Origin of the sequence: Dermacoccus sp. Ellin185 (assembly GCF_000152185.1) — a bacterium.
Taxonomy (GTDB): Bacteria; Actinomycetota; Actinomycetes; order Actinomycetales; family Dermatophilaceae; genus Dermacoccus; species Dermacoccus nishinomiyaensis.
This window is the reverse complement of sequence record NZ_AEIQ01000121.1, coordinates 1-22,666: the sequence shown is the minus strand read 5'-3', so window position 1 is coordinate 22,666 and position 22,666 is coordinate 1. Positions and strand designations below refer to the sequence as shown.

General features: G+C 69.5%; 20 protein-coding genes. 4 read left to right on the top strand and 16 right to left on the bottom strand.

What is annotated here, in order from left to right; genetic code table 11:
• Nucleotides 1-14: 14 nt before the first annotated feature.
• Together HMPREF0321_RS15165 and HMPREF0321_RS13780 are read right to left on the bottom strand one after the other, a co-directional pair.
• A complete protein-coding gene (locus HMPREF0321_RS15165) occupies nucleotides 15-656 on the bottom strand; it encodes a TetR/AcrR family transcriptional regulator (RefSeq protein WP_006947400.1) in 642 nt (213 codons plus the stop codon).
• 16 nt (nucleotides 657-672) lie between these two features.
• Entirely contained in the window at nucleotides 673-2,079 is a 1,407-nt protein-coding gene (locus HMPREF0321_RS13780; protein WP_006947339.1) for an NAD(P)H-quinone dehydrogenase, read from the bottom strand.
• A 175-nt stretch (nucleotides 2,080-2,254) separates the two neighbouring features.
• Between HMPREF0321_RS13780 and HMPREF0321_RS13775 the strand changes: the two genes are divergently transcribed.
• The 3 genes from HMPREF0321_RS13775 to HMPREF0321_RS13765 all read left to right on the top strand — a co-directional run bounded on the left by HMPREF0321_RS13775 (nucleotide 2,255) and on the right by HMPREF0321_RS13765 (nucleotide 5,599).
• Nucleotides 2,255-3,091 carry a purine-nucleoside phosphorylase gene (locus tag HMPREF0321_RS13775; RefSeq protein ID WP_006947398.1) on the top strand — a complete coding sequence of 279 codons (837 nt, stop codon included), beginning with the start codon at nucleotides 2,255-2,257 and terminating at the stop codon, nucleotides 3,089-3,091.
• Nucleotides 3,092-3,137: 46 nt separating this feature from the next.
• Nucleotides 3,138-4,871, top strand: a complete 1,734-nt coding sequence (locus tag HMPREF0321_RS13770) for a phospho-sugar mutase (protein WP_006947381.1) — start codon at nucleotides 3,138-3,140, stop codon at nucleotides 4,869-4,871.
• Between the two features lie 107 nt (nucleotides 4,872-4,978).
• The gene (locus tag HMPREF0321_RS13765) at nucleotides 4,979-5,599 is read left to right on the top strand and encodes a uridine kinase (RefSeq protein WP_038571323.1); all 621 of its coding nucleotides are present in this window, start codon (nucleotides 4,979-4,981) and stop codon (nucleotides 5,597-5,599) included.
• Nucleotides 5,600-5,681: 82 nt separating this feature from the next.
• Here HMPREF0321_RS13765 and HMPREF0321_RS13760 read toward each other — a convergent pair whose 3' ends face one another.
• The 13 genes from HMPREF0321_RS13760 to HMPREF0321_RS13700 all read right to left on the bottom strand — a co-directional run bounded on the left by HMPREF0321_RS13760 (nucleotide 5,682) and on the right by HMPREF0321_RS13700 (nucleotide 20,876).
• Nucleotides 5,682-6,875: an adenosine deaminase gene (locus tag HMPREF0321_RS13760; protein WP_050786631.1), complete on the bottom strand. Its 1,194-nt coding sequence runs from the start codon at nucleotides 6,873-6,875 to the stop codon at nucleotides 5,682-5,684.
• A 257-nt stretch (nucleotides 6,876-7,132) separates the two neighbouring features.
• On the bottom strand, nucleotides 7,133-8,452 hold the full coding sequence (locus HMPREF0321_RS13755; protein WP_006947390.1) for a thymidine phosphorylase: 1,320 nt from the start codon (nucleotides 8,450-8,452) through the stop codon (nucleotides 7,133-7,135).
• The gene (locus HMPREF0321_RS15160; RefSeq protein WP_050786630.1) at nucleotides 8,449-9,039 is read right to left on the bottom strand and encodes a cytidine deaminase; all 591 of its coding nucleotides are present in this window, start codon (nucleotides 9,037-9,039) and stop codon (nucleotides 8,449-8,451) included. The genes HMPREF0321_RS13755 and HMPREF0321_RS15160 overlap by 4 nt, the downstream gene beginning before the upstream one ends.
• 14 nt (nucleotides 9,040-9,053) lie before the next feature.
• Nucleotides 9,054-10,298 (bottom strand): ABC transporter permease, encoded by a 1,245-nt coding sequence (locus HMPREF0321_RS13745; protein WP_006947380.1) that lies wholly within the window; start codon nucleotides 10,296-10,298, stop codon nucleotides 9,054-9,056.
• Nucleotides 10,295-11,389 (bottom strand): ABC transporter permease, encoded by a 1,095-nt coding sequence (locus tag HMPREF0321_RS13740; RefSeq protein WP_006947353.1) that lies wholly within the window; start codon nucleotides 11,387-11,389, stop codon nucleotides 10,295-10,297. The genes HMPREF0321_RS13745 and HMPREF0321_RS13740 overlap by 4 nt, the downstream gene beginning before the upstream one ends.
• Nucleotides 11,386-13,056 carry an ABC transporter ATP-binding protein gene (locus tag HMPREF0321_RS13735; RefSeq protein ID WP_006947336.1) on the bottom strand — a complete coding sequence of 557 codons (1,671 nt, stop codon included), beginning with the start codon at nucleotides 13,054-13,056 and terminating at the stop codon, nucleotides 11,386-11,388. Before HMPREF0321_RS13735 ends, HMPREF0321_RS13740 begins: the two co-directional genes overlap by 4 nt.
• Before the next feature lie 67 nt (nucleotides 13,057-13,123).
• Entirely contained in the window at nucleotides 13,124-14,167 is a 1,044-nt protein-coding gene (locus tag HMPREF0321_RS13730; protein ID WP_006947332.1) for a BMP family protein, read from the bottom strand.
• Nucleotides 14,168-14,455: 288 nt separating this feature from the next.
• Nucleotides 14,456-14,872, bottom strand: a complete 417-nt coding sequence (locus tag HMPREF0321_RS13725) for a barstar family protein (protein WP_006947396.1) — start codon at nucleotides 14,870-14,872, stop codon at nucleotides 14,456-14,458.
• Complete coding sequence (locus HMPREF0321_RS13720; protein ID WP_254654002.1) at nucleotides 14,869-15,423, bottom strand: ribonuclease domain-containing protein; 555 nt, start codon at nucleotides 15,421-15,423, stop codon at nucleotides 14,869-14,871. Before HMPREF0321_RS13720 ends, HMPREF0321_RS13725 begins: the two co-directional genes overlap by 4 nt.
• 121 nt (nucleotides 15,424-15,544) lie before the next feature.
• Nucleotides 15,545-17,143: a methylmalonyl-CoA mutase gene (locus HMPREF0321_RS13715; protein WP_006947334.1), complete on the bottom strand. Its 1,599-nt coding sequence runs from the start codon at nucleotides 17,141-17,143 to the stop codon at nucleotides 15,545-15,547.
• A gap of 83 nt (nucleotides 17,144-17,226) precedes the next feature.
• Complete coding sequence (locus tag HMPREF0321_RS13710; RefSeq protein ID WP_006947403.1) at nucleotides 17,227-18,339, bottom strand: quinone-dependent dihydroorotate dehydrogenase; 1,113 nt, start codon at nucleotides 18,337-18,339, stop codon at nucleotides 17,227-17,229.
• Between the two features lie 28 nt (nucleotides 18,340-18,367).
• Complete coding sequence (locus HMPREF0321_RS13705) at nucleotides 18,368-19,579, bottom strand: hypothetical protein (protein ID WP_131941366.1); 1,212 nt, start codon at nucleotides 19,577-19,579, stop codon at nucleotides 18,368-18,370.
• Between the two features lie 184 nt (nucleotides 19,580-19,763).
• On the bottom strand, nucleotides 19,764-20,876 hold the full coding sequence (locus tag HMPREF0321_RS13700; protein WP_006947324.1) for a mannose-1-phosphate guanylyltransferase: 1,113 nt from the start codon (nucleotides 20,874-20,876) through the stop codon (nucleotides 19,764-19,766).
• Between the two features lie 135 nt (nucleotides 20,877-21,011).
• Here HMPREF0321_RS13700 and HMPREF0321_RS13695 point away from each other — a divergent pair, with 135 nt between their 5' ends.
• Nucleotides 21,012-22,154 (top strand): glycosyltransferase family 1 protein, encoded by a 1,143-nt coding sequence (locus tag HMPREF0321_RS13695; RefSeq protein WP_040015139.1) that lies wholly within the window; start codon nucleotides 21,012-21,014, stop codon nucleotides 22,152-22,154.
• 37 nt (nucleotides 22,155-22,191) lie between these two features.
• On the opposite strand, the gene HMPREF0321_RS17300 is transcribed toward HMPREF0321_RS13695, so the two are convergent.
• Entirely contained in the window at nucleotides 22,192-22,566 is a 375-nt protein-coding gene (locus HMPREF0321_RS17300) for a CatB-related O-acetyltransferase (protein ID WP_286697315.1), read from the bottom strand.
• Nucleotides 22,567-22,666: the final 100 nt, after the last annotated feature.

The window sequence follows — 22,666 nt, the reverse complement described above, 5'->3', positions numbered from 1 at the left end:
AGTGCGCCCGTAGCTCAGTGCGTGGGGCGCGCGTCCTCTGGCGACGCGGTGCCGAGCAGCACCATGCGCAGCGTCTTGTCGATGTACGGGCCGCGACGCTCCGCAGGCTGCGCGAGCGCCGACAGGACGATGCCCTCGATGCTCGCGACGGCCGTCTCGGCGCGCAGACGCGAATCGGAGCGCGCGCCGGTCTCCGAGGTGCGGCACACGATCGTCTCGACGATGCTGACGAGCTCGCTGCGCCACTCCCCCACGGCCGGCGCGAGCTCGGGCGTGCGCAGCGACTCGAGGGACAGTTCGAGGATCGCGACCATCAACGCGCCGTCGTCCTGCGTCACCCAGCGTTCGAGCAGGGCCGTCGCGAACGGTGCGGTGGCGAGCGGGTCGTCGGTGCCGGACGGGATCTGCTCGCCCAGCGCGCGGACCTGCACGGCCACGCGGGAGCCGACGTGCGTCGTCAGGCCGGCGAGCAGCGCGGCGCGCGTGCGGAAGCTGACCGAGCACGTGCCCTCGGGAAAACCCGCCTGACGATCGACCGCCCGGTGCGTCAGCCCACGCAGCCCACTCGTCGCGAGGACGCTCGTCGCTGCGTCGAGCAGCGCCGCCGGGCGTGGGTTCTCGCAGGCGGCATCGCTGGGCGCGCTCGTCCTCGTCATCGCGTGCGGCGAGGGATCAGAAGACGTCGCTGCTGTGCAGACGACGTGCGGCCTCGGCGATCGAACCCGTCATCGACGGGTACACCGAGAACGTGTTGGCGACCTGGTCGACCGTCAGGCGGTTCGCGACGGCCATGCCGATCGGGTAGATCAGCTCCGAGGCCTGCGGCGCGACGACGACGCCGCCGATGATCGTGTTCGATCCCGGGCGGGCGAACAGCTTGACGAAGCCGTCGGTGATGTTGCGCATCTTGGCGCGCGGGTTCGTCGAAAGCGGCAGCGTGACGACGCGCGCCTCGATCTTGCCCTCCTCGACGTCGGCCTGGCTGTAGCCGACCGTCGCGATCTCGGGGTCGGTGAAGATGTTGGCCGTGACGCCGCGCAGGTTGAGCGGCTGCACCGCGTCGCCGAGGGCATGGTGCATGGCGACGCGCCCCTGCATCGCTGCGACGGACGCGAGCGGGTATACGCCCGTGCAGTCGCCGGCGGCATAGATGCCCTGCGCGCTCGTGCGCGAGACGCGGTCGGTGACGATGTGGCCCGAGTCGGTGAGGTCGACGCCCGCGGCCTCGAGGCCGATGCCCTTCGTCTGCGGGATCGAACCCACGGCGAGGATCGCGTGCGTGCCTTCGACCTTGCGTCCGTCCTCGAGCGTCACGACGACGGTGTCGCCTTCACGCGTTGCGGCCATGGCGCGGCTGCGGTTGAGGACCGTCATGCCGCGGCGGCGGAAGACGTTCTCGATGACCGTGGCCGCGTCGGCGTCCTGGCCGGGCAGCACGCGGTCACGCGAGCTGACGAGCGTGACGTCGGCGCCGAGGCCGAGGTAGGCGTGCGCGAGTTCGGCACCGGTGACACCAGAACCGACGACGATGAGCTTCTCGGGGACCTCGGTGAGGTTGTAGATGTCCTTCCACGTCAGGATGCGCTCGCCGTCGGGCTTCGCGGTGTCCATGACGCGCGGGGTCGTGCCCATCGCGAGGAGGATGACGTCGGCGCGGATGTCCTCGGTCTCGCCGTTCGTGAGCTCGGCCTCGACCCACCCGTGGCCCTTGACGCGGCCGGTGCCGCGCCGGATGCGCACGCCGACACTCTCGAGCTGAGCCTGGATGTCGACGGACTGCGCCTTCGCCAGGCGCAGGATGCGCTCGTTGACCTGGCCCAGGTTGGCGTGCGCGTGCTGGTTCTCCTCGTTGCCCTCGAAGCCGACGCCGAGGCGGCCGGCCGCCTCGAAGCGCGAGAGGAAGTCGGAGGTGGCGATCAGGGTCTTGGAGGGGACGCAGTCGGTGAGCACCGCGGCACCACCGAGGCCGTCACGGTCGATGACCGTGACCTGCGCACCGAGCTGGGCGGCGACGAGCGCGGATTCATAACCGCCCGGGCCACCACCGATGACGACGACAGACTTCTTCCGTGAGCTCACCCCCCTATCCAATCACTTGACGTCAAGAGACTTCGAATCGCGGGCACGTCGATGCATGTGGCGCGAGCAGGGCACGGCGGTAGGTGCGCCTGCAGGTGCGTCGGCGGGCGCATCGGCAACAGGGACGTTCGCGCGGTCGGCACCGGTTGTCGGCCTCGCCACGTACCCTGAAGGGGTGACTCAGCAGACCACTTCGCCCCTGTCCGATCCGAGCGTCGATCCCTTCGAGATCGCGCGTGACGCCGCGCGCGTCATCGCCGAACGCACGGGCGTCGAGAAGCACGACGTGGCGCTCGTCCTCGGCTCCGGCTGGGGCCAGACCGCCGACCTCATCGGCGAGGTCAAGGCGACGATCGACAACACCGACGTGCCCGGGTTCGGCGCGGCGGCCGTCGCTGGTCACAGCGGGCAGATGCGCTCGATCGAGATCGAGGGCAGTGGCAAGCGCGCCCTCGTCTACGGCACGCGCACGCACTTCTACGAGGGCAAGGGGGTGCGCGCCGTCGTCCACGGCGTGCGTACCGCCGCGGCGGCCGGGTGCGACACCGTGGTGCTGACGAACGGGTGCGGCGGCCTGCGCCCGGAGTGGGGCCCGGGCACGCCCGTGCTCATGAGCGATCACATCAACCTGACGGCCACCTCGCCGCTCGAGGGCGCGACGTTCGTCGACCTCACCGACCTGTACTCACCGCGCCTGCGCGACGTGGCGCGTTCGATCGACTCCTCGCTCGACGAGGGCGTCTACGCGCAGTTCACCGGGCCGCACTACGAGACGCCCGCCGAGGTGCGCATGGCGAAGACGCTCGGCGCCGACCTCGTCGGCATGTCGACGGCCCTCGAGGCCATCGCGGCGCGTCACGCGGGCCTCGAGGTGCTCGGCATCTCCCTCGTCACGAACCCGGCGGCGGGTATCAGCCCCACTCCGCTCGACCACGCCGAGGTCATCGAAGCCGGGCGGGCAGCGGCCGAGCGGTGTGGGCAGTTGCTGTCGGGCATCGTCCGGGCGCTGTGACGGCGCCGACCACCGAATCGATCACCGACGCGAGCGAGGAACGACGATGACGACCGACACGGCCCACCTGCTCGACCAGGCACGTGCCTGGATCGCCGACGACCCCGACGAGGTGACACGCGCAGAACTCGAATCCGTCGTGGCGGCAGCCGAATCCGGCGACGCTGCGGCGCTCGATGATCTGGCCGATCGATTCCGCGGACTGCTCGCCTTCGGTACCGCGGGCCTGCGCGGCGCGCTCGGAGCCGGGCCCAACCGCATGAACCGCGTCGTCGTCCTTCGTGCTGCGGCGGGGCTCACGCGCTACCTGCAGACCTCGCTCGGCAAGCGGGACGTCACGGTCGTCATCGGGTACGACGCGCGCACGAACAGTGACGTGTTCGCCGCCGACACCGCGGCCGTCGTCACCGCTGCGGGTGGGCGGGCGCTCGTCCTGCCGCGTCCGCTGGCGACGCCGGTGCTCGCGTTCGCGATCCGGTACGTCGGGGCTGATGCGGGCGTCATGGTGACGGCGAGCCACAACCCGCCGCAGGACAACGGCTACAAGGTCTACCTCGGCGACGGCAGCCAGATCGTCCCGCCCGCCGACGCCGAAATAGCCGCGGCGATCGACACGTTCCCGTCCGCGGCGTCGATCGAGCGCGCCGAGGACGGCTGGGAGACCCTCGGCGACGACCTCGAGGCCGATTACCGCGACGCGTGTGTCGCCTCGATCACCCCGGGCGGACCGCGCGACGTCGCCGTCGTCCACACGGCGCTGCATGGCGTCGGGTCGACGACGCTGCTCGCGGCGTTCGAGCAGGCCGGTTTCGCGCGCCCGACGCCCGTCGCGTCGCAGGAACAGCCCGACCCGCGCTTCCCCACCGTCAGCTTCCCGAATCCAGAAGAGCCCGGCGCGATCGACGCGGCGCTCGACCTCGCGCGCGAGGTGCGGCCCGACATCGTCATCGCCTCCGACCCGGACGCCGACCGCTGCGCCGTCGCCGCGCCCGACCCGAGGTGCGCGTCGGCTGAGGACCCCCAGGGGTGGCGCATGCTGCGCGGTGACGAGGTGGGGGTGCTGCTCGGGCAGCGTGCACTCGACCTCGCTGCGACCGGCGCGCTGCACGGCGTCGACGGGGGCGCGCCCGTGCTCGCCAACAGCATCGTCAGCTCGCGCCAGCTCGGCGCGATGGCGGCCGATGCGGGCGTCGCGCACGTCGAGACGCTGACCGGGTTCAAGTGGATCGCCCGGGTGCCCGACATTGCCTACGGCTACGAGGAGGCGCTCGGGTACTGCACCGCGCCGTCCGTCGCGCGCGACAAGGACGGCATCTCCGCGGGCCTCGCCGTCGCGGAACTGGCGGCCGGGTTGAAGGCCGAGGGCCGCACCCTCGTCGACCTGCTCGACGACCTCGCCCGCCGCCACGGCGTGTACGCGAGCGACTCGTTCAGCATCCGCGTCGCCGAGCTGGCGCAGATCCCCGCCATCATGGCGGCCCTGCGCGAACGACCTGCGACGCAGATCGGAGACGTCGTCGTCGCGCAGTTCCACGACCTCGCCCTCGGTGACGGCGGCCTGCCGCCGACCGACGGCCTGCGCTACCTGCTCGCCGACGGCACCCGCGTCATCGTGCGCCCGAGCGGAACCGAGCCGAAGGTCAAGGTCTACCTCGAGGCGATCGTGCCCGTGGACGACCTGGCGCCCGGCGTGGACGACGCCCTGGCCGCGGCGCGTGCGGAGGCGGCCCGCCGTCTCGCCGCGACGCGGCGTGCGATGGAGGAGCTCACCGCACTGTGACGTCTCACGAGAGCGCCGCCGAAGGGGGCCTTCCGACGAGCGACGTTGCCCCCGAGAAGGTTTCGACGACTCACCCGCCGGCTCCGGCTGACGCAGACGGGCCTGTCGTGGGCGCGCGGGGAGCGCTCGCCCGCGTCATCGTCGTGTCGGGGCCGTCGGGCAGCGGCAAGTCGCGGCTGGCTCGCCAGTTGTGCGCGAGCCACGGGTGGCCGTTCGTCAATCTCGACGACTTCTACCGCGATCACGACGCGCCCGATCTGCCGCGGTTCGCCTCGGGCGAGATCGACTGGGACAACGCCGGCACGTGGAACGTCGAGGCCGCTGCGCAGTCGCTGGAGCGGTTGTGCCGCACCGGTGCCACCGACGTGCCGCAGTACTCGATCTCGCAGAGTCGTGCGACGGGCACGCACTCCGTCACGCTCGACGGAGCCCGGTTCGTCGTCGCCGAGGGCATCTTCGCGCCCGACGTCATCGCCCCGCTCGCCGAGCGCGGTGTGCTCGGCGAGGCGTGGTGCCTGCGTCGCAACCGGACGGTGACTGCGGCCCGGCGGTTCATCCGCGACGTGGCCGAGCGCCGCAAGCCCCCGCTCGTCCTCGTGCGGCGTGGGGCGCGGCTGTGGCGGGACGAACCCGAACTCGTCAGAGCGCACCTGGCGCGCGGCGCCCAACCCGTCACGTTCTCCGAGGCCGTGCGCCGCGCTGCGGCGCTGCAGTCGTCAGCGATCTGACGGGCGCACCTGGGCGGCGCTCAGGGTGCACGTGCTCGGCCACCGAACGCAGCAGCGTGGGTCACCGACCAGGTCAGGCACGTCAGGCGCGGGCCGCGGCGAACCCGGGTTTGATGACGTCCATGATGATCGCGAGGCGCTCGTCGAACGGGATGAACGCCGACTTCATCGCGTTGACGGTGACCTTCTCGAGGTCGTCGAGACCCCAGCCTGCCTCGCTGACGAGCCCGGTCATCTCCTTCGTCATCGACGTGTCGCTCATGAGGCGGTTGTCGGTGCTGAGCGCGACGCGGAAACCGAGTGCCAGCAGGAACGAGATGGGGTGGCTGCGCAGCGACAACGCCGCACCCGTCTGCAGGTTCGAGATCGGGCACACCTCGAGCGCGATGCGCCGATCGCGGACGAAGGCGGCGAGGCGCCCGAGGCGGACGTCGGCCTCCCCCGCCCGAACACGCTCAGGCAGCGCGGCGCGAGCCGGCTCGTCGAGTTCGGGGTAGGCGACGCCGTCGATCGTGATGTCGTCGGTGATGCGCACGCCGTGCCCGAGCCGTTCGGCGCCGCAGTACTGGATGGCCTCCCAGATGCTCGGCAGCCCGAATGCTTCACCGGCGTGGATCGTGAAGTGCGCGTTCTCGCGGCGCAGGTACTCGAACGCGTCGAGGTGGCGTGTGGGAGGGAAACCGGCCTCGGCACCGGCGATGTCGAAACCGGCGACGCCCTGGTCGCGGTAGGCGACAGCGAGTTCGGCGATCTCGACGCTCTTCGCTGCGTGGCGCATCGCCGTCAGCAGGGCGCGCATGACGATGGGCCTGCCCTGCTCGGCGGCGCGTTCGGCACCGCGTCGGAAGCCTTCGAGCACAGCGTCGACGACCTCGGTGAGGGCCAGACCCTTCTCGATGTGCAGCTCCGGCGCGAAGCGGACCTCGGCGTAGACGACGCCGTCCGCCGCGTGATCCTCGGCGCACTCGGCGGCGACGCGGACGATGGCGTCGCGGGTCTGCATGACGCCGACGGTGTGCTCGAACGTCTCGAGGTAACGCACGAGCGAACCCGAGTCGGCGCTGTCACGGAACCAGCGCGCGAGTGTCTCGGCGTCGTCGGCCGGCAGCGCGTCGTAGCCGGTCTTGCGCGCGAGTTCGAGGACGGTCGCCGGACGAACCCCACCGTCGAGGTGATCGTGCAGCACGACCTTCGGCAGCGCCGCGACGACGTCCTGTGTGAGTGCCCGCGCCGCCGTTTCGTCCAAGCTGTGTGTCGTCGCAGAGGTGTCAGTCATGGCCCAAGTGTAGGGCTCACCTGCCCCGTCCCCATCTGCGATTCTTGTCCACATTCGCGACTTTCGTCCACCTCTGCGAACGGCGTCCACCTTCGCGATTTCCGTCCCATTCGCACATCTCGTCCCCATCTGGGTTTTCGGTCACTCTCGCAAGAGTGACTGAAAATCGCAGATAGGGACGAGATTCGCAAGGGTGGGCAGGAATCGCCGACGGGGACGGGAATCGCGAATATGGACGAGTCGCAGGTGGGGCGGGGTCAGGCGATGCGGTCGATGACGATGTCGCGCGGCGTGGATGACCCTGCGTCGGCGTCGGCGCTGATGTTGTAGCTGCCGTCGAGGGCGGCCACGGCGCGCTCGAAACGCTCCGGCGTGTCGGTGTGCAGCGTCATGAGCGGCGTGCCGGCGCTGATGGTGTCGCCGGGCTTGGCGTGCAGTTCGATGCCCGCGCCGGCCTGCACCGGGTCCTCCTTGCGCGCACGGCCCGCGCCGAGTCGCCACGCCGAGACGCCGACGGCGAGTGCGTCGAGGCGCGTCAGCACGCCGTCGCTCGGCGCGGTGATGACGTGCGACTCCTTCGCCACGGGCAGTTCGGCGTCGGGGTCGCCGCCCTGCGCGGCGACCATGCGGCGCCACGCGTCCATCGCACGCCCGTCGCTCAGCGCTGCGCGCACGGCCGATTCGTCCTGGGGCCGACCGGCGCCGGCGAGCATCTCGACGGCGAGTGCCACCGTGAGGTCGACGACGTCCTTCGGGCCGCCCCCGGCGAGCACCTCGACCGATTCGCGCACCTCGAGAGCGTTGCCGGCCGTCAGCCCGAGCGGCGTCGACATGTCGGTCAGCAGCGCGACCGTGTCGACGCCGGCGTCGTTGCCGAGGTCGACCATCGTGCGCGCCAGTTCGCGGGCGTCGTCCTGCGTCTTCATGAACGCACCCGAGCCGACCTTGACGTCGAGCACGAGCGCGCCCGTGCCCTCGGCGATCTTCTTACTCATGATCGAGCTGGCGATGAGCGGGATGGCCTCGACGGTGCCCGTCACGTCACGCAGCGCGTACAGCTTCTTGTCGGCGGGTGCCAGCCCGTCACCGGCGGCGCAGATGACGGCGCCGACCTCGTCGAGCTGACGCATCATCTCGGCGTTCGTCAGCCCTGCACGCCACCCGGCGATGGCCTCCATCTTGTCGAGCGTGCCGCCGGTGTGACCGAGCCCGCGGCCCGACAGCTGCGGCACGGCGACGTCGAACACCGCGACGAGCGGCGCGAGCGGCAGCGTGATCTTGTCGCCCACTCCCCCGGTCGAGTGCTTGTCGGCCGTGGGCACGCGCAGGGACGAGAAGTCCATCCGCTCACCGCTCGCGATCATCGCTGCGGTCCAGCGTGCGATCTCGTCCCGCGTCATGCCGTTGAGCAGGATCGCCATCGCCATCGCCGACATCTGCTCGTCCGCGACGGCGCCGCGTGTGTAGGCGTCGATGATCCAGTCGATCTCGTCGCGGCTCAACGTGCCGCGATCGCGCTTCGTGCGGATGAGGTCAACGGCGTCGAACGCCTCGTGGGTGGAGGCAGCGGAGGTCATGATTCGCCTTTCAGCTGGGCGGCGGAGGTGGCGACGGCGTCGAGGTTGGTGACGCCGAACGCGTACGGGAGGAGCTCGACGAACGGCAGCGGGTCGCGCCCGTCCATGTCGATGAGCAGGCCAGGTGAATCGACGGACGGCGCCACGGCGTGCTCGGCCAGCAACTGACGGCAGCGTCCACACGGCGTGATCAGGGTGCCGTTGCCGTCGACGCACGACAGCGCGACGAGCCGCTCGCGCGCCGCAGTCGCATCGACGACCGGGCCCGCCCCGCCGTCATACAGGCCGGCGTCGGAACAGTCTGCGCCGGCCATCGCGTTGTCAGCCACACCAGCGTTCACACCCCCGCCGAAACCGTCCCGCTCAGACGTGTTCAACAGTGACGACACAAGCCCGCACTCGGCGCACAGCACGACGCCATAGGCGGCGTTCTCGACGTTGCAGCCGGTGAGCACGCGACCCGAGGTCGTGAGCGCGGCGACGCCGACCGGGAACCGGCTGTAGGGCACGTAGGCGCGCCGCGACGCGGCGATGGCCTCGGAGCGCAGGTGCGCCCAGTCGGGTGTCTGCGCAGCCGAGGCCGTCACACGTGAGTGCCCGCTCACCCGGCTTCACCCTTGCGGTAGACGTCACCGTCGGCCGCCGGCATGCGAAGGTGCTGGCTGGCGAACGCCATGACGAGCAAGGTGACGACGTATGGCGCCGTGCTCGTGAGGTTCGGGTCGATCGTGTTCGAACCGAAGTACCAGCTCAGCACGAGCACCGCCGTCACCGCCAGGATCACCGCCGGCAGCACGCGACGACGCACCGCCATCCAGATCGCGCCGACGATGACGCCCGCGCCGACGAGCAGCAGCAGCGCATGCACCTGGTCGCCGCCGCGCAGCTGCAGCGCCTGCGTGTAGCCGAACAGCAGCGCGCCGAGGGCGGTGCCGAGCGGCATCCAGTTGCCGAAGATCATCGCGGCGAGACCGATGTACCCGCGCCCGCCGGTCTGGCCCTGCTGGAAGCCGTCGGAGGCGACCATCGCGAGGAAGCCGCCGCCGAGGCCGGCGAGGGCGCCGGAGACGAGCACCGCGATCGTCTTGTAGAGGTAGACGTTGACGCCAAGCGTCTCGGCGGCCTGCGGCGCCTCACCGCAGCTGCGCAGACGCAGACCGAACGGCGTGCGCCACAGCACGTACGCTGTCGCCGCGATGAGCAGGACGGTGATGAGCGTCAGCCACGACACGTTCGTCAACAGGCCGCCGAGGATGCCGGCGAGGTCGGAGACGAGGAACCAGTGCTTGCCCTCGAGATCCGACAGCGCTGACGAACCGGGCACGGTGAACGTGCCGATGTCCGGCAGGCTGGGGCTCTGCGTCGCACCGCCGCCGGGCAGGCTCGAGAAGAAGCGTTCGGCGAGGAACTTCGTCAGGCCCGCGCCGAGCAGGTTGATCGCGACACCGGAGACGATCTGGTCGACGCCGAAGAACACCGTCGCGATGGCGTGCAGCACGCCGAACAGCATGCCGCCGGCGATCGCTGCGATGACGCCCGCCCACGCACCCCAGTGATAGGCCGCGTATGCCGCCGACCAGGAGCCCATGATCATCATGCCCTCGAGCCCGATGTTGACGACGCCCGCGCGCTCGGACCACAGGCCACCGAGGCCCGCCAGCGCCAGCGGGACGGCGGCGACGACGGCCGCGGAGATCGCGTTGGCCGAGTCGATGTCGTTGACGCCCGTCGCGACACGCAGCACGGACAGCGCGACGAGGATGCCGAGCAGGCCGAGCGGCAGCAGGGCCTTGCGACCGAGACGGTGGGTGATCCCTGCCGCGGGTCGGGTTGCGACGGTGCTCATGCGCTCGCTCCTGCGGTGTTTCCGGCGGCCAGTTCCGCGGCGACGTGGCGCTGTTCGATGCTCTTGTCCCAGCGGCGCACGAGTTCGTACGCGATGACGACAGCGAGCACCATGATGCCCTGGATGATGTTGACGAGGGAGGCGTTGACGCCGGCGTTGATCTGCAGCGCGTCGGACTGGCCGTTGAGGTAGGCCCACAGCAGCGCGCCGAACGCAATGCCGATCGGGTTGTTGCGTCCGATCAGTGCGACGGCGATGCCCGCGAAGCCGAGACCGCTCTGGCTGTTGGAGCCGTAGTTGTAGTCCTGGCCGAACAGCTGCGGCATGCCGACGAGGCCGGCGACGGCGCCCGACATCAGCATGGCGGAGATCGTCATGCGCTTGACGTTGACACCGCTCGCGACGGCCGCGGATTCCGACGTGCCCGTCGCGCGCAGGTCGAAGCCGAAGCGCGTGCGGTTGATGACGAACCAGTAGACCAGGCCGACGACGACGGCGAGGATGCCGAGGCCGTAGATCGGCCCACCGGACAGGTTCGCGAGCGCCGGCACGTGCGAGCTGTCGGGGATGCTCTTCGTCACCGTGGCGTTCGATCCGGGCGTGCGGTCGGCCACCTTGTTGAGCAGCCACGCGACGACGCCCGTCGCGATCGAGTTGAGCATGATCGAGCTGATGACCTCGGACACGCCGCGCGTCACCTTGAGCACGGCGATGATGCCGGCCCACACGGCGCCGACGAGCATCGCGAGAAGCAGCGCGAAGATGACGTTGAGGAAGCCCGGCAGCCAGCCCTGCGCCGCGAAGAGCGCGGCAGCGAACGCGGCGACGCGGTACTGGCCGTCGACGCCGATGTTGAACAGGTTCATCCGGAAGCCGATGGCGACGGCGACGCCCGACAGGTACAGCACGGCGGTGTCGTTGACGATCGCCTCGGTGACGCCCGGCATCGGCGACGACAGGAACACCTGCCACACCGGCCCGACGGAGTTGCCGAGCGCGAGCAGGACGATCGACGTCAGCACCACGGCGATGGCGATGGCGAGCAGCGGCGCGGCGAGCGCGACGCCGACGCGGCGGAGGGTGGAGTTCATCGGACGGTGTCCTCGCTCGTGCCGGCGGCGGTGGCGCCGGTCGTGTTCTCGGTCTTCGAGGTCGTGGGAATGCCGGCGCTCGCGTCGCTCGCGTCCGAACCGGCACCCGTCATCGCGGCGCCGAGCTGTTCGGCGGTCACGTGATGGGGGTCGAACTCGCCCGACAGCCGCCCTCGCAGGATGACGCGGATCGTGTCGGACAGGCCGATCAGTTCGTCGAGGTCGGCGGAGATGAGCAGCACGGCAAGACCTTCGCGACGTGCGTCCTTGATGTGATCCCAGATCGCGGCCTGCGCGCCGACGTCGACACCGCGCGTCGGGTGCGAGGCGACGAGGACGCGCGGTGCGTGCGACATCTCGCGCCCGAAGATGAGCTTCTGCTGGTTGCCGCCCGACAGCGACCCGGCGGTCACGTCGATGCTCGGCGTGCGCACGTCGTACTCGCTGACGATGCGCTGCGTGTCCTCCTTCGCCGCGCCGGGCGTGAGGCGCCAGCCCTTGCTCGCGGGGGCCTGACGCTGGTGGCCGAGCATGCGGTTCTCCCACAGCGGCGAACCGAGCAGCAGCGCGTGACGGTGACGGTCCTCGGGGATGTAGCCGACGCCGCTGTCGCGGATCTGCTTCGTCGGCCAGGTCGTGACGTCGTCGTCGCCGATGACGACGTGGCCACTGTCGGCGCGGCGCATGCCGAGGATCGTCTCGACGAGTTCGGCCTGGCCGTTGCCCTCGACACCGGCGATGCCGACGACCTCGCCGGCGCGGATGACGAGGTCGATGTCCGACAGCAGTGCCGGGCCGCCGGCGCGGTCGGCGAGCGTCAGCCCGTCGAGGCGCATGACGACGCGGTCGGTGACGGTCGATTCCTGCGTCGCGGGGGTGGGCAGCTGCGAGCCGACCATGAGTTCGGCGAGCTGCTTGCTCGTCACCGACGCGCTCTTGACGCGGTCGATCGTCGTGCCGCGGCGGATGACGGTGATGTCGTCGGCGACGCCGCGCACCTCGTCGAGCTTGTGCGAGATGAACAGCACCGTGAGGCCCTCGGCCTTCATCTCGGCGAGGTTCGCGAACAGTTCGTCGACCTCCTGCGGCACGAGCACGGCCGTCGGCTCGTCGAGGATGAGGATCTTCGCGCCGCGGTAGAGCACCTTGAGGATCTCGACGCGCTGACGGGCGCCGACGCCGAGGTCGGCGACGAGCACGTCGGGGTGGACGCCGAGCCCGTAGGCCTGCGAGATGCGCGTGATCTCCGCGCGCGCCTTCGCCCCGATGCCGTGCAGCTTCTCGGCGCCGAGGACGACGTTCTCGAGGACGGTGAGGTTGTCCGCGAGCATGAAGTGCTGGAACACCATGCCGACGCCGGCCTTGATCGCGTCCTTCGGCGACGAGAACGAGACCTCGTCACCGTTGATGCGGATCGTGCCCTCGTCGGGCTTCTGCACGCCGTAGAGGATCTTCATGAGCGTCGACTTGCCGGCACCGTTCTCCCCCACGATGGCGTGGATCGTGCCGCGCTCGACCTGCAGGTACAGGTCGGAGTTCGCGACGACGCCGGGGAATCGCTTCGTGATGCCTTGCAGGTCGACGGCGAGGGGCCCCTGCGGGGGCGCGCTGACGTCCGGCGCGGTGGCCGACGTCGTCGTGGGATCGGTGGTGTCGATGACGCACACTCCTGCTCGAACCGTGAAGGCCCGGCAAGCAGAACACCCGCTTGCCGGACCTTCACCGGGGGGCGACTCAGTTGGACGGAGTCGTGGGAACCGTGATCTTGCCGTCGACGACCTGCTTCTTCAGGTCATCGACGGTCTTGAGCGTGTCGGCGGACAGGTGGTTGCCCGTCGTGGAGAGCGAGACGCCGTCCTCCTTGAGGCCGTAGACCTTGTTGCCGCCCTTGAAGGAATCGTCCTTGACCGAGTTGACGAAGTCCTCGACGGTGCCCGCGCAACGCTTCATCGCGGACGTCAGGACGGAACCGGCGACGGACTTGTCGGCCGTCAGGGCCTGGTCGGAGTCGACGCCGATGGCCCACTTGCCCTTGGAGTGCGCCGAGGAGATGACGCCGTCGCCCGACTTGCCGGCCGCGGCGAAGACGATGTCGGCGCCGGACTGGAACATGGCGTCGGCAGCGGCCTTGCCGCCGGGGGTGTCGTTGAAGCCCTTGCCGTCGGAGGCGAGGTACTTCGAGTCGACCTTGATGTTCGGGTTGACCTTCTTCGCGCCCGCGATGTAGCCGGCCTCGAACTTCTGGATGAGCGGCACCTTGAGCGCGCCGACGAAGCCGATGTGGCCCGTCTTGCTCGTCTTGGCGGCCGCGGCACCGGCGAGGTAGGAGGACTCGTTCTCCTTGAAGGTGATCTGCTCGACGTTCGAGCCGGCCGACGCGGGCGTCGCGTCGTCGATGATCGCGAACTTGACGTTCGGGAACTTCTTGGCGACCTGGCCGACGGCGTTCGCGTAGACGAAGCCGACGGCGACGATCGCCTTGTTGCCCGAGGAGGCGAGCTGCGTGAGGCGGTTGACGCGCGCCTGGTCGTTGTCCGACTCGGAGGCCTCGGCCGTCGTGATCGACAGGTTCGAGATCTTCTTCTTCGCGTCCTCGAGGCCCTGGTAGGAGGCGTCGTTGAACGAGTGGTCGCCGCGGCCACCCACGTCGAAGGCGATGGCGGCCTTGAACTGGTCGGTGCCCCCGGAGGACGAACCGGAGGACTTGTCGTTCGAACCACAGGCGGCGAGACCGGCCGTCATGGCGACGGCGGCAGCGATGGAAACAACCCGCTTCACGGGGACTCCTTGGGTCTATCGGAACGAAGGCCGCATCGCGCGTCAGCACCCGGGGCGGGCGAGCGACGTCCAGGCACGCAAATGCGTGCTCACGACAGGCTTCGTCTTGGCAGAGGTGGCGCACGTCACGCCACCGGACCGGTTCAGCCTACCGGGGCCGCGCGCCGGGTTGAAGCGACAACGATCCGAGGTGACCGAACCGTTATTGCGCGCCGCCGCGACTCGATGTGGTACAGCACACGTCTCACCCACGACGGTCGTGTCACCGCAGGGCCCGAGCAGTGGTGTTCAGCGCGGCAACGGCGGGTCGGCGACGACGACGAGCGGGCTCGTGCGGCCCGCGCCGTCATGATCTTCGACGAGGTCGTCGACGATGTCGACGAGCGGGTCGCTCAGGCCCGCGGGTAGCGCGCCGAGGCCTTTGAGCCGCAGGACCATGCCGTCCTCGCGCGCGACGACGTCGCCGAGGCATTCCTCGAGGGCGTCCCAGTTGCCGCCGAAGTAAGCGGGCAGCTCGAGCTGGCGCGCGAGAGTGCGCATGAGGTCGGGCTTGTCCGCCACCCCGGCGAGGCGCACCTCCGCGAAGCACCACCCCGCGTCCTTGCACAGCGAGCGCAACTCGTCGGACGTCGGGCCTGTCAGCCCCCGCGGCACCCAGCCGCCCTGGCCCGCCTCGATCAGCCCACGCACCGTCGCAGCCGTCATCTCTGCACCCTCCGGAAGCTCTTGTAGTGGTCGCCCGAGTAATAGATGGTGCCGTCCTTGCCTTGGATCAACCTGCGAGCGCCGCGGTCGGATTCTCCCGGCGTCTCGACGGTGTACTCGTGGTACCAGCCGCGCGGATGCTTGGGCAGGCGGCCCTCACGGTTGGCGAAGACGATGCCGTCACGCGAGTACGGGAACGGCCCCCCTGCGTCGATGAGCTCCAGCGTCGCCCGCGCCTGCGCGGGCAGCTGCGCGACGGGCACCACGCCGGCGGCGTCGCCGTCACCCGATGTGGGGGCACTCGACGATGCCCGGCCCGCCCCGCCCGACTTCTCACCGCCCGACTTCGCACCGGACGACGACGGGCCGTCCGAGTAGGTCGCGGGCGAGAACTTCGACGACGGAGAGCTGCTCGCGCCGCCTCCTCCCCCGCGTCCGGTGAGGACAGCGAGTAGCGCGATGACGGCGAGGGCGGCGAGCGCGATCGTCGCGATCTTCTGCCCGATCCCCATGCCGGCCAGGGGTGATTTGCGGGAGCTCAGGGCCACCACGTCCTTCTCGTTCGGGGGCCCGAGCCCGGGCCGGAGGTATCGACGATTTCTCGAGCGTGCTCATTGTCGCCCGGCCGCGCACTGCCGCCGCTCGTTCACCTCGGCCGGCCCGAGCGATGCCTCAGAACGCGTCGCGCGGCGTGTACTTGCCCCACACCGCGCGCAGGGCGTCGCTCACCTCGCCGCCGGTGGCGCCGACGGCGTGGGCCTCACGCATCGGCCACAGGACGTTGTCGGCGCCGGAGGCCGCGGTCTGCAGCTTCTCCAGCGCGGCGTCGACGGCACCCTGGTCGCGGTTCGCCCGCAGCGTGGCGAGACGCTCGCACTGCTCGGCCTCGATCGCCGGGTCGACGCGCAGCGGCTCGTACGGCTCCTCCTCGTCGAGGGTGTACTTGTTGACGCCGACGACGACCCGCTCCCCCGAGTCGATCTGCAGCGCGACGTCGTAGGCGCTCTTCTCGATCTCGTTCTTCTGGAACCCCTCTTCGATGGCGCGCACCGCCCCGCCCTTGTCCTCGACGGCCTGGATGAGCGTCATCGCCTCCTCTTCGAGGTCGTCCGTCATCGACTCGACGACGTAGGAACCCGCGAACGGGTCGACGGTCTTCGTCACGTCCGTCTCGAACGCGAGGATCTGCTGGGTGCGCAGCGCGAGGCGGGCGGCCTTGGCCGTCGGCAGCGCGATGGCCTCGTCATAGCTGTTCGTGTGCAGGCTCTGCGTGCCACCGAGGACGGCGCCGAGGCCCTGAAGCGCGACGCGCACGAGGTTGACCTCGGGCTGCTGGGCCGTCAGCTGTACGCCGGCGGTCTGGGTGTGGAAGCGCAGCATCTGCGACTTCGGGTTCTTCGCGCCGAACTCGTCCCGCATGATGCGCGCCCACAGACGGCGAGCGGCACGGAACTTCGCCACCTCCTCGAGCAACGTCGTGCGCGCGACGAAGAAGAACGACAGTCGCGGCGCGAAGTCGTCGACGTCGAGGCCCGCGGCGAGCGCCGCCCGCACGTACTCCTTGGCGTTGGCGAGGGTGAACGCGATCTCCTGCGCGGGCGTCGCGCCTGCCTCGGCCATGTGGTACCCGGAGATCGAGATCGTGTTCCAGCGCGGGATCTCGGTGTGGCAGTACTCGAAGATGTTCGAGATGAGCCGCAGCGACTCGGCAGGCGGATAGATGTACGTGCCGCGCGCGATGTACTCCTTGAGCACGTCGTTCTGGATCGTGCCCGTGAGCTTCGTGCCCGGGATGCCCTGCCGCTCGGCAGCGAGCTGATACATGAGCAGCAGGCTCGAGGCGGGCGCGTTGATCGTCATCGACGTCGAGACCTCGTCGAGCGGCAACCCGTCGAACAGGACGAGCATGTCGTCGAGCGAGTCGATGGCGACGCCCACCTTGCCGACCTCGCCGTGCGCGAGCGGTGCGTCCGAGTCGTAGCCCATCTGCGTCGGCAGGTCGAACGCGACGGACAACCCGCCCGTGCCGTTGGCGACGAGCTCGTGGTAGCGCTGGTTGCTCTCACGCGCAGTGCCGAACCCGGCGTACTGGCGCATCGTCCACGGGCGCCCCGTGTACATCGACGGGTACACGCCGCGCGTGAACGGGTACGAACCGGGCTCCCCCAGCCGCGTCGCGGGATCGAAGCCCGCCAGGTCGTTGGCCGAGTACACCGGCTTGAGCCCGAGGCCCGACTCGGTCGTCTGCTTGCGGTCGTCTGCGCCACTCATGACGGCACTGTAACTCGCGTCACGTCCGAAAGGGCGGGCGGGGCACCCGGGTCACGTGCCCCGTGCGCCGGCGCAGGACGCTCTCAGGCGTGACGCGCCCGCAGCGCCGCGTTGAGATTGCGCACGAGCGCCGGGCCGCGGTAGATGAAACCGGAGTACACCTGGACGAGGTCCGCACCCGCATCGACGAGTGCGAGGCCGTCGTCGGCGGTCATGACGCCGCCGACGCCGATGATCGGCAGCTGGGTGCGCGCCGACAGGAACGCGACGACGGCGCGCGCCCGGCGCGTCAACGGGGCACCCGAGAGCCCGCCTGCCTCGGCGGCCAGCGGCTGATCCGCGCGCGCGATGCCGTCGCGCGTCAGCGTGGTGTTCGTCGCGATGAGACCGGCCACCCCGGCACCGTGGACGACGTCGAGGACGTCCTCGAGCGCGTCCTCGGTGAGATCGGGCGCGATCTTGACGAACACCGGCGTCGGGCGCGCGCCGCGCTGTTGCGCCAGGTGCGCCTCGCGCGTCGTGATGGCCTGCAGCAGTTCGAGCAGCGGGGCCTTGTCCTGCAGCGAACGCAGCCCAGGCGTGTTGGGGCTGGAGACGTTGACGGCGAAGTAGTCGGCGAGACCGGAGAGGCGACCGAGCGACGTGAGGTAGTCGCCGACTGCCTCCTCGACGGCCGTCGTCTTCGTCTTGCCGAGGCTGACGCCGACGGGGATCTTGAGCGTGCCGGTCGCGCGCGCGGCGCTCAGGGTGTCGGCGAGCGCCTCGGAGCCGGCGTTGTTGAACCCCATCCGGTTGATGATGCCCTCGCTCGCCTTGAGGCGGAACAGCCGCGGCGTCGGGTTGCCGGGCTGGGGGTGCGCGGTGACGGTGCCGACCTCGACGTGCCCGAAGCCGAGCGCCTGCCAGGACGTGACGGCGACGCCGTCCTTGTCGACGCCCGCGGCGAGGCCGACACGGCCGGGGAAGTCGATGCCGGCCAGGGTGACGGGGTCCGACGGCGCACCGAGCGCGGCGCCGAGGGCGTCGACGGCCAGGCCGTTGCCCGGCAGCGCACCGAGTTGCGCCATCGCCTTGATCGTCGCGTGGTGCGCTGCTTCGGCGTCTCCCCCGCCGATGCGGAAGAGAGCGGGCCTCAGCGCCTTCTCGTACCCGTGGGTGAGCGCGGCGCGGCGGAGGGCGTCGAGATCGAGGTTCATGCCGTCATTGTCGCCGATGGAACCAGCCTCACCGCATCAACCACGCGCAGCGGATAGGCGCCTCCCACTTCTGCGGATGCCTTGTCGGGTTGAACTCTACCGGCGTGACGACGAGGGGCGTAGCACGACACTGTGTCTGTGCTCGCTCAACGGTGTTTGCCCATGTCGGACCCTCGGCGTTCTGCGGATCCCCGCGAAAATCAAGGATCATGCCAACGAGGAACGCGCACGCCACGAGGATGGGCAGCGTCTTTTGACCTCGACCCCACAGCAGCCTCCCCACTCCGACCGCCACCATGGCGAGAAGAATTGACGGCACCAGTGAATACCGTGACGGTTGACCCGCCGCGAACCAGTTTGAGACGGTGAGATCTTGAGGTGACGCGAAGACGATCGAACAAGCCAAAAGATACCAGGCTGTGGCAAGCATCAGAAGGAGCCGACGGTCGCGGCACTTCAGCAGGATGGCAATAGGCAGAAGCACGCCAAGCGCCACGACCGGCCAGGGGGCCAGCTTGTTTGCCACCATCGTACCGGTGACGCCGAACTGCGGGATCTCAAGCCCTCTCACCACGAACTGACCCAAGAGTTCTCCTGGCAGATGGAGCCAAGCAGATACACCAGCTTGTCGCGCCCCCGAGTCAAGCATTGCCGCGTGAATGAGGGCACCTGTGATCGCCGTCAGAGGCGCCAGCCAACCCCGCCCCCGATTCAGCCACACGCCCATGGCCAGAACCGGGATCAACGCAATGGCCAGCGGATCCGACAGCGCGCACAGCAGCCCTGTCACACTCGCCAATGCCGCGCGCAATCCGGTCAGACGTGAGAGAGCGATGACCACGAGGCCCGCGTCACAGAACCACCGCTCGTTGGTCAGGTTGCCGAGCACTTCGTGCTGCCCTGCCGGTACAAGGACGAACATCGAGGCGGCGACAGCGCTGCTCTTCGGTGACCAGTCCAGTGATCTGAACGCCCAGTAGCTGACCGTGGCGAGCCAGATGCGCCACCCCGCGGCCAAAACACCAATCACCGGAGCGAACGCCTCAGGTGGCAACGAAGCCGCAAAAGCCGTGGTCAGCCGCGGTACGACGTGAAGGTAGCCCGTGTACAGCTCGAATACAGAACCCCATCCATGCTCCACCCAGTCATGCAGGAATATGACTCCGTCTTCCTTGTGGACATGGGACAGGGTCCATCCCGAGATCCGAGGGAGGCACAAGAAGACGAACGATGCACTCACGAGCACAGTTGCGGCCCGAGCTCCGATCGTGAATTCGCGTCCCAACAACGCGTCAGCCCTTGCCCTCCAAGTCATGACTGCTACACGCATTCCCATTCGATAACCCCCGCTAGGTATCTGCCAGCTTCGATGAGGTGTGGTGACAACATGACTGGCCCAGCTCAGTGCTCCAGCTTGGTCAACCTCAGGTGAGGTCTTCGCGGCCACTCAGCTTGAGTTGTTCGACGATCTTCTTGACGTCCTGGGCACGCTCACGCGTCGTGACGAGCACCGCGTCGACGGTGTCGACGACGACGACGTCCTCGATGCCCATGGCGACGACGGTGCGCCCCGAGCGCGGTGCGACGACGCCCGTCGCGTCCTGCATGACGACGAGTTCGCTCTCACCGAGCACCTTAACGCCCGGCGCGTCGGCCGATTCGACGAGCAGCGACGCGAGCGAGGCGAAGTCGCCGACGTCGTCCCAGGTGAACGAGCCGGGCACCGTCGCGACGCGCCCGTCGACCGCCGCCGGTTCGGCGATGGCGTTGTCGATGGCGATCTTCGTCAGGCGCGGCCACAGCTCCGAGAGGCGGAACGGGTTGTCAGCGATGATGCGCAGGTACTCGGCCAGGCGCGGCTGGTAGTGCTCGATCATCTCCATGAGCGTCGCGGCGCGCACGACGAACATGCCGGCGTTCCAGGCGTATTCGCCGGTCGCGACGTAGGCCTGCGCCGTCGGGCCGTCGGGCTTCTCGACGAAGGCCTTGACGATCGTCGCGTCCGGCGCACCGTCGATGCCGAGGCTGTTGCCGGCGCGGATGTAGCCGAAGCCGGTTGATGGGTACGTCGGGCGGATGGCGACGGTGACGAGGTAGCCCTCGCGCGCGACTTCGACGGCCTGACGCACGGTGTCCTCGAACACCGACGTGTCGCCGACGACCTGGTCGGCTGCGAACGAGCCGAGGACTGCCTCGGGATCCCGCTTCTCGAGGATTGCGGCGGCGAGGCCGATGGCGGGCATCGACTCGCGCGGGCTGGGTTCGACGAGCAGGTCGTTCGGGCCGAGCTCGGGCAGCTGCTCACGCACGGCCTCGGCGTGCGAGGCGCCCGTGACGATGAGCAGGTTGGAGCCGCACAGCGGCTGCAGCCGGTCGACCGTGCCCTGCAGCAGCGAGCGCCCCGACCCGGTGAGGTCGTGCAGGAACTTCGGCGAGTTCGCGCGCGACAGCGGCCACAACCGTGTTCCCGATCCACCCGCGGGAATCACACCCCAGAAGCCCTCGATCGGGCTCGACTCCACGTCTGACATGACCATTACCGTAGTTCACCCGGGCAGGCGTGGCGGGTCGAGGCGTGCATTCGCGTGGGGCCACGTGCTGTTCACCTGACGCTCAGCGTGGCGCCATCGCGCGGGTGCGCACGCGTCACCGTCGCGGGGTGTGCTGAGCACGTGCGAATTGCGATCGTCACCGAATCGTTCCTGCCGACGCTCAACGGCGTCACCACGAGCGTGTGCCGGGTGCTCGACTGTCTCGCGGCTGCCGGAGGGCACGACGTTCTCGTCATCTGTCCCTCCCCCGCCCCGACGCAGTACCTCGGCTTCCGTGTGACGACGGTGCCGACCGTCACTCTTCGCGCGTTCCGTGTCGGGCTGCCGACCCGGAGACTCGAACAGATCCTGCGCGATTTCGCTCCGGACGTCGTTCATGCCGCCTCACCCTTCGGCCTCGGCGCGCGAGGGTTGGCTGCCGCGCGCAACCTCGGTATCCCGACGGTTGCCATCTACCAGACCGACATGCCCAGTTACGTCGCGCAGCACGGTGGGCCCGTCGGCCCCCTTGCACATCGCGCGTCGTGGACCTGGGTGCGTCACCTTCACTCCCTCGCCGACCTGACGCTCGCTCCGAGCAGCGCGGCGATCACCGAGCTCGCCGCGCACGGCGTGCCGCGTGTCGCGCTGTGGGGGCGCGGCGTCGACACCGCCACCTACTCGCCCGAGCTGCGCCGCTCGCCGCAGGTCGCGCAGCTGCGCTCACGCCTCGCGCCGAACGGCGAGGTGATTGTCGGGTACGTCGGGCGTCTCGCGCCGGAGAAGGAATTGCACCGCCTCGCCGAGATCGCCGACCTGCCGGGCATCAGCATCGCGCTGGTCGGTGAGGGCCCTTCTCGGGATGAGATCGCCGCACTGCTGCCGCGCGCGCACTTCCTCGGCCGTCAGGAGGGCGCGACACTCGCCCACAGCTACGCGAGCTTCGACATCTTCTGCCACACGGGCACGAAGGAGACCTTCGGACAGACGCTGCAAGAGGCGATGGCGTCGCGGTTGCCCGTCGTCGCGCCCGCAGCCGGGGGCCCGCTCGACATCGTCAAGCCGGGCGTCACCGGTCTGCTGTTCAACCCGGACGCGTCCGGCTCGCTGCGGCAGAGCATCGGGACGCTCGTGAGCGACGAGGCGATGCGCGAGCGCATGGGCGCCTCGGGCGCGCGCAAGATGGCCGGCCGCTCCTGGAACGGCATGACGCAGCGTCTGCTCGACTACTACGCGAGCGTCATCGCCGGGTCCCGGGCCCGCTCGGTCTCCCGCGCGGCGTAACAGCCGAGCCAGACAGCCGTCTTGCAGAAGAAGGACCCTACGAGCCCGAATCGACACCTTCGATACGGGCCGATATGTCAGCATTCTGCAGGAAAGGTGCTGCGGCGAACACCTCCGCCTCATCCCACTCCCACCAAGCGATGTCGCGTAGACGCGCTAACGTCCGATCGTCGAAGCGCTTACGTACCACCCGCGCTCGCGAACCAGCCACGATGGTATAGGGCTCGATGTCCCTCGTCACGACGGATCGAGCACCAACGACCGCACCGTGGCCGATGGTCACACCCGACATGATCAACGCCTCGAAACCCACCCAGACATCACTGCCGACCTCGACGTTCCCACGGCTCAACGGATGGCCATGGATTCCTGAGAATCTCGCGTCAAGGGTGTTGAACGGGTATGTGATCACCCAGTCCGGGCGGTGACCACCACCTACCCAATAGACAGAACCTTCTCCCAGCGAACATTAGTCGCCGATCGTGAGCGTGTGCTGCTCCGCGTCATGGAAA

Bases quoted from the DNA above. Each gene is read 5' to 3' on its own strand.
- HMPREF0321_RS13760 (WP_050786631.1), bottom strand. From the start codon at position 6,875: ATGACTGACACCTCTGCGACGACACACAGCTTGGACGAAACGGCGGCG.
- HMPREF0321_RS13770 (WP_006947381.1), top strand. From the start codon at position 3,138: ATGACGACCGACACGGCCCACCTGCTCGACCAGGCACGTGCCTGGATC.
- HMPREF0321_RS13725 (WP_006947396.1), bottom strand. From the start codon at position 14,872: ATGACGGCTGCGACGGTGCGTGGGCTGATCGAGGCGGGCCAGGGCGGC.
- HMPREF0321_RS13740 (WP_006947353.1), bottom strand. From the start codon at position 11,389: ATGAACTCCACCCTCCGCCGCGTCGGCGTCGCGCTCGCCGCGCCGCTG.
- HMPREF0321_RS13755 (WP_006947390.1), bottom strand. From the start codon at position 8,452: ATGACCTCCGCTGCCTCCACCCACGAGGCGTTCGACGCCGTTGACCTC.
- HMPREF0321_RS13710 (WP_006947403.1), bottom strand. From the start codon at position 18,339: ATGAACCTCGATCTCGACGCCCTCCGCCGCGCCGCGCTCACCCACGGG.
- HMPREF0321_RS13700 (WP_006947324.1), bottom strand. From the start codon at position 20,876: ATGGTCATGTCAGACGTGGAGTCGAGCCCGATCGAGGGCTTCTGGGGT.
- HMPREF0321_RS13745 (WP_006947380.1), bottom strand. From the start codon at position 10,298: ATGAGCACCGTCGCAACCCGACCCGCGGCAGGGATCACCCACCGTCTC.
- HMPREF0321_RS15165 (WP_006947400.1), bottom strand. From the start codon at position 656: ATGACGAGGACGAGCGCGCCCAGCGATGCCGCCTGCGAGAACCCACGC.
- HMPREF0321_RS13715 (WP_006947334.1), bottom strand. From the start codon at position 17,143: ATGAGTGGCGCAGACGACCGCAAGCAGACGACCGAGTCGGGCCTCGGG.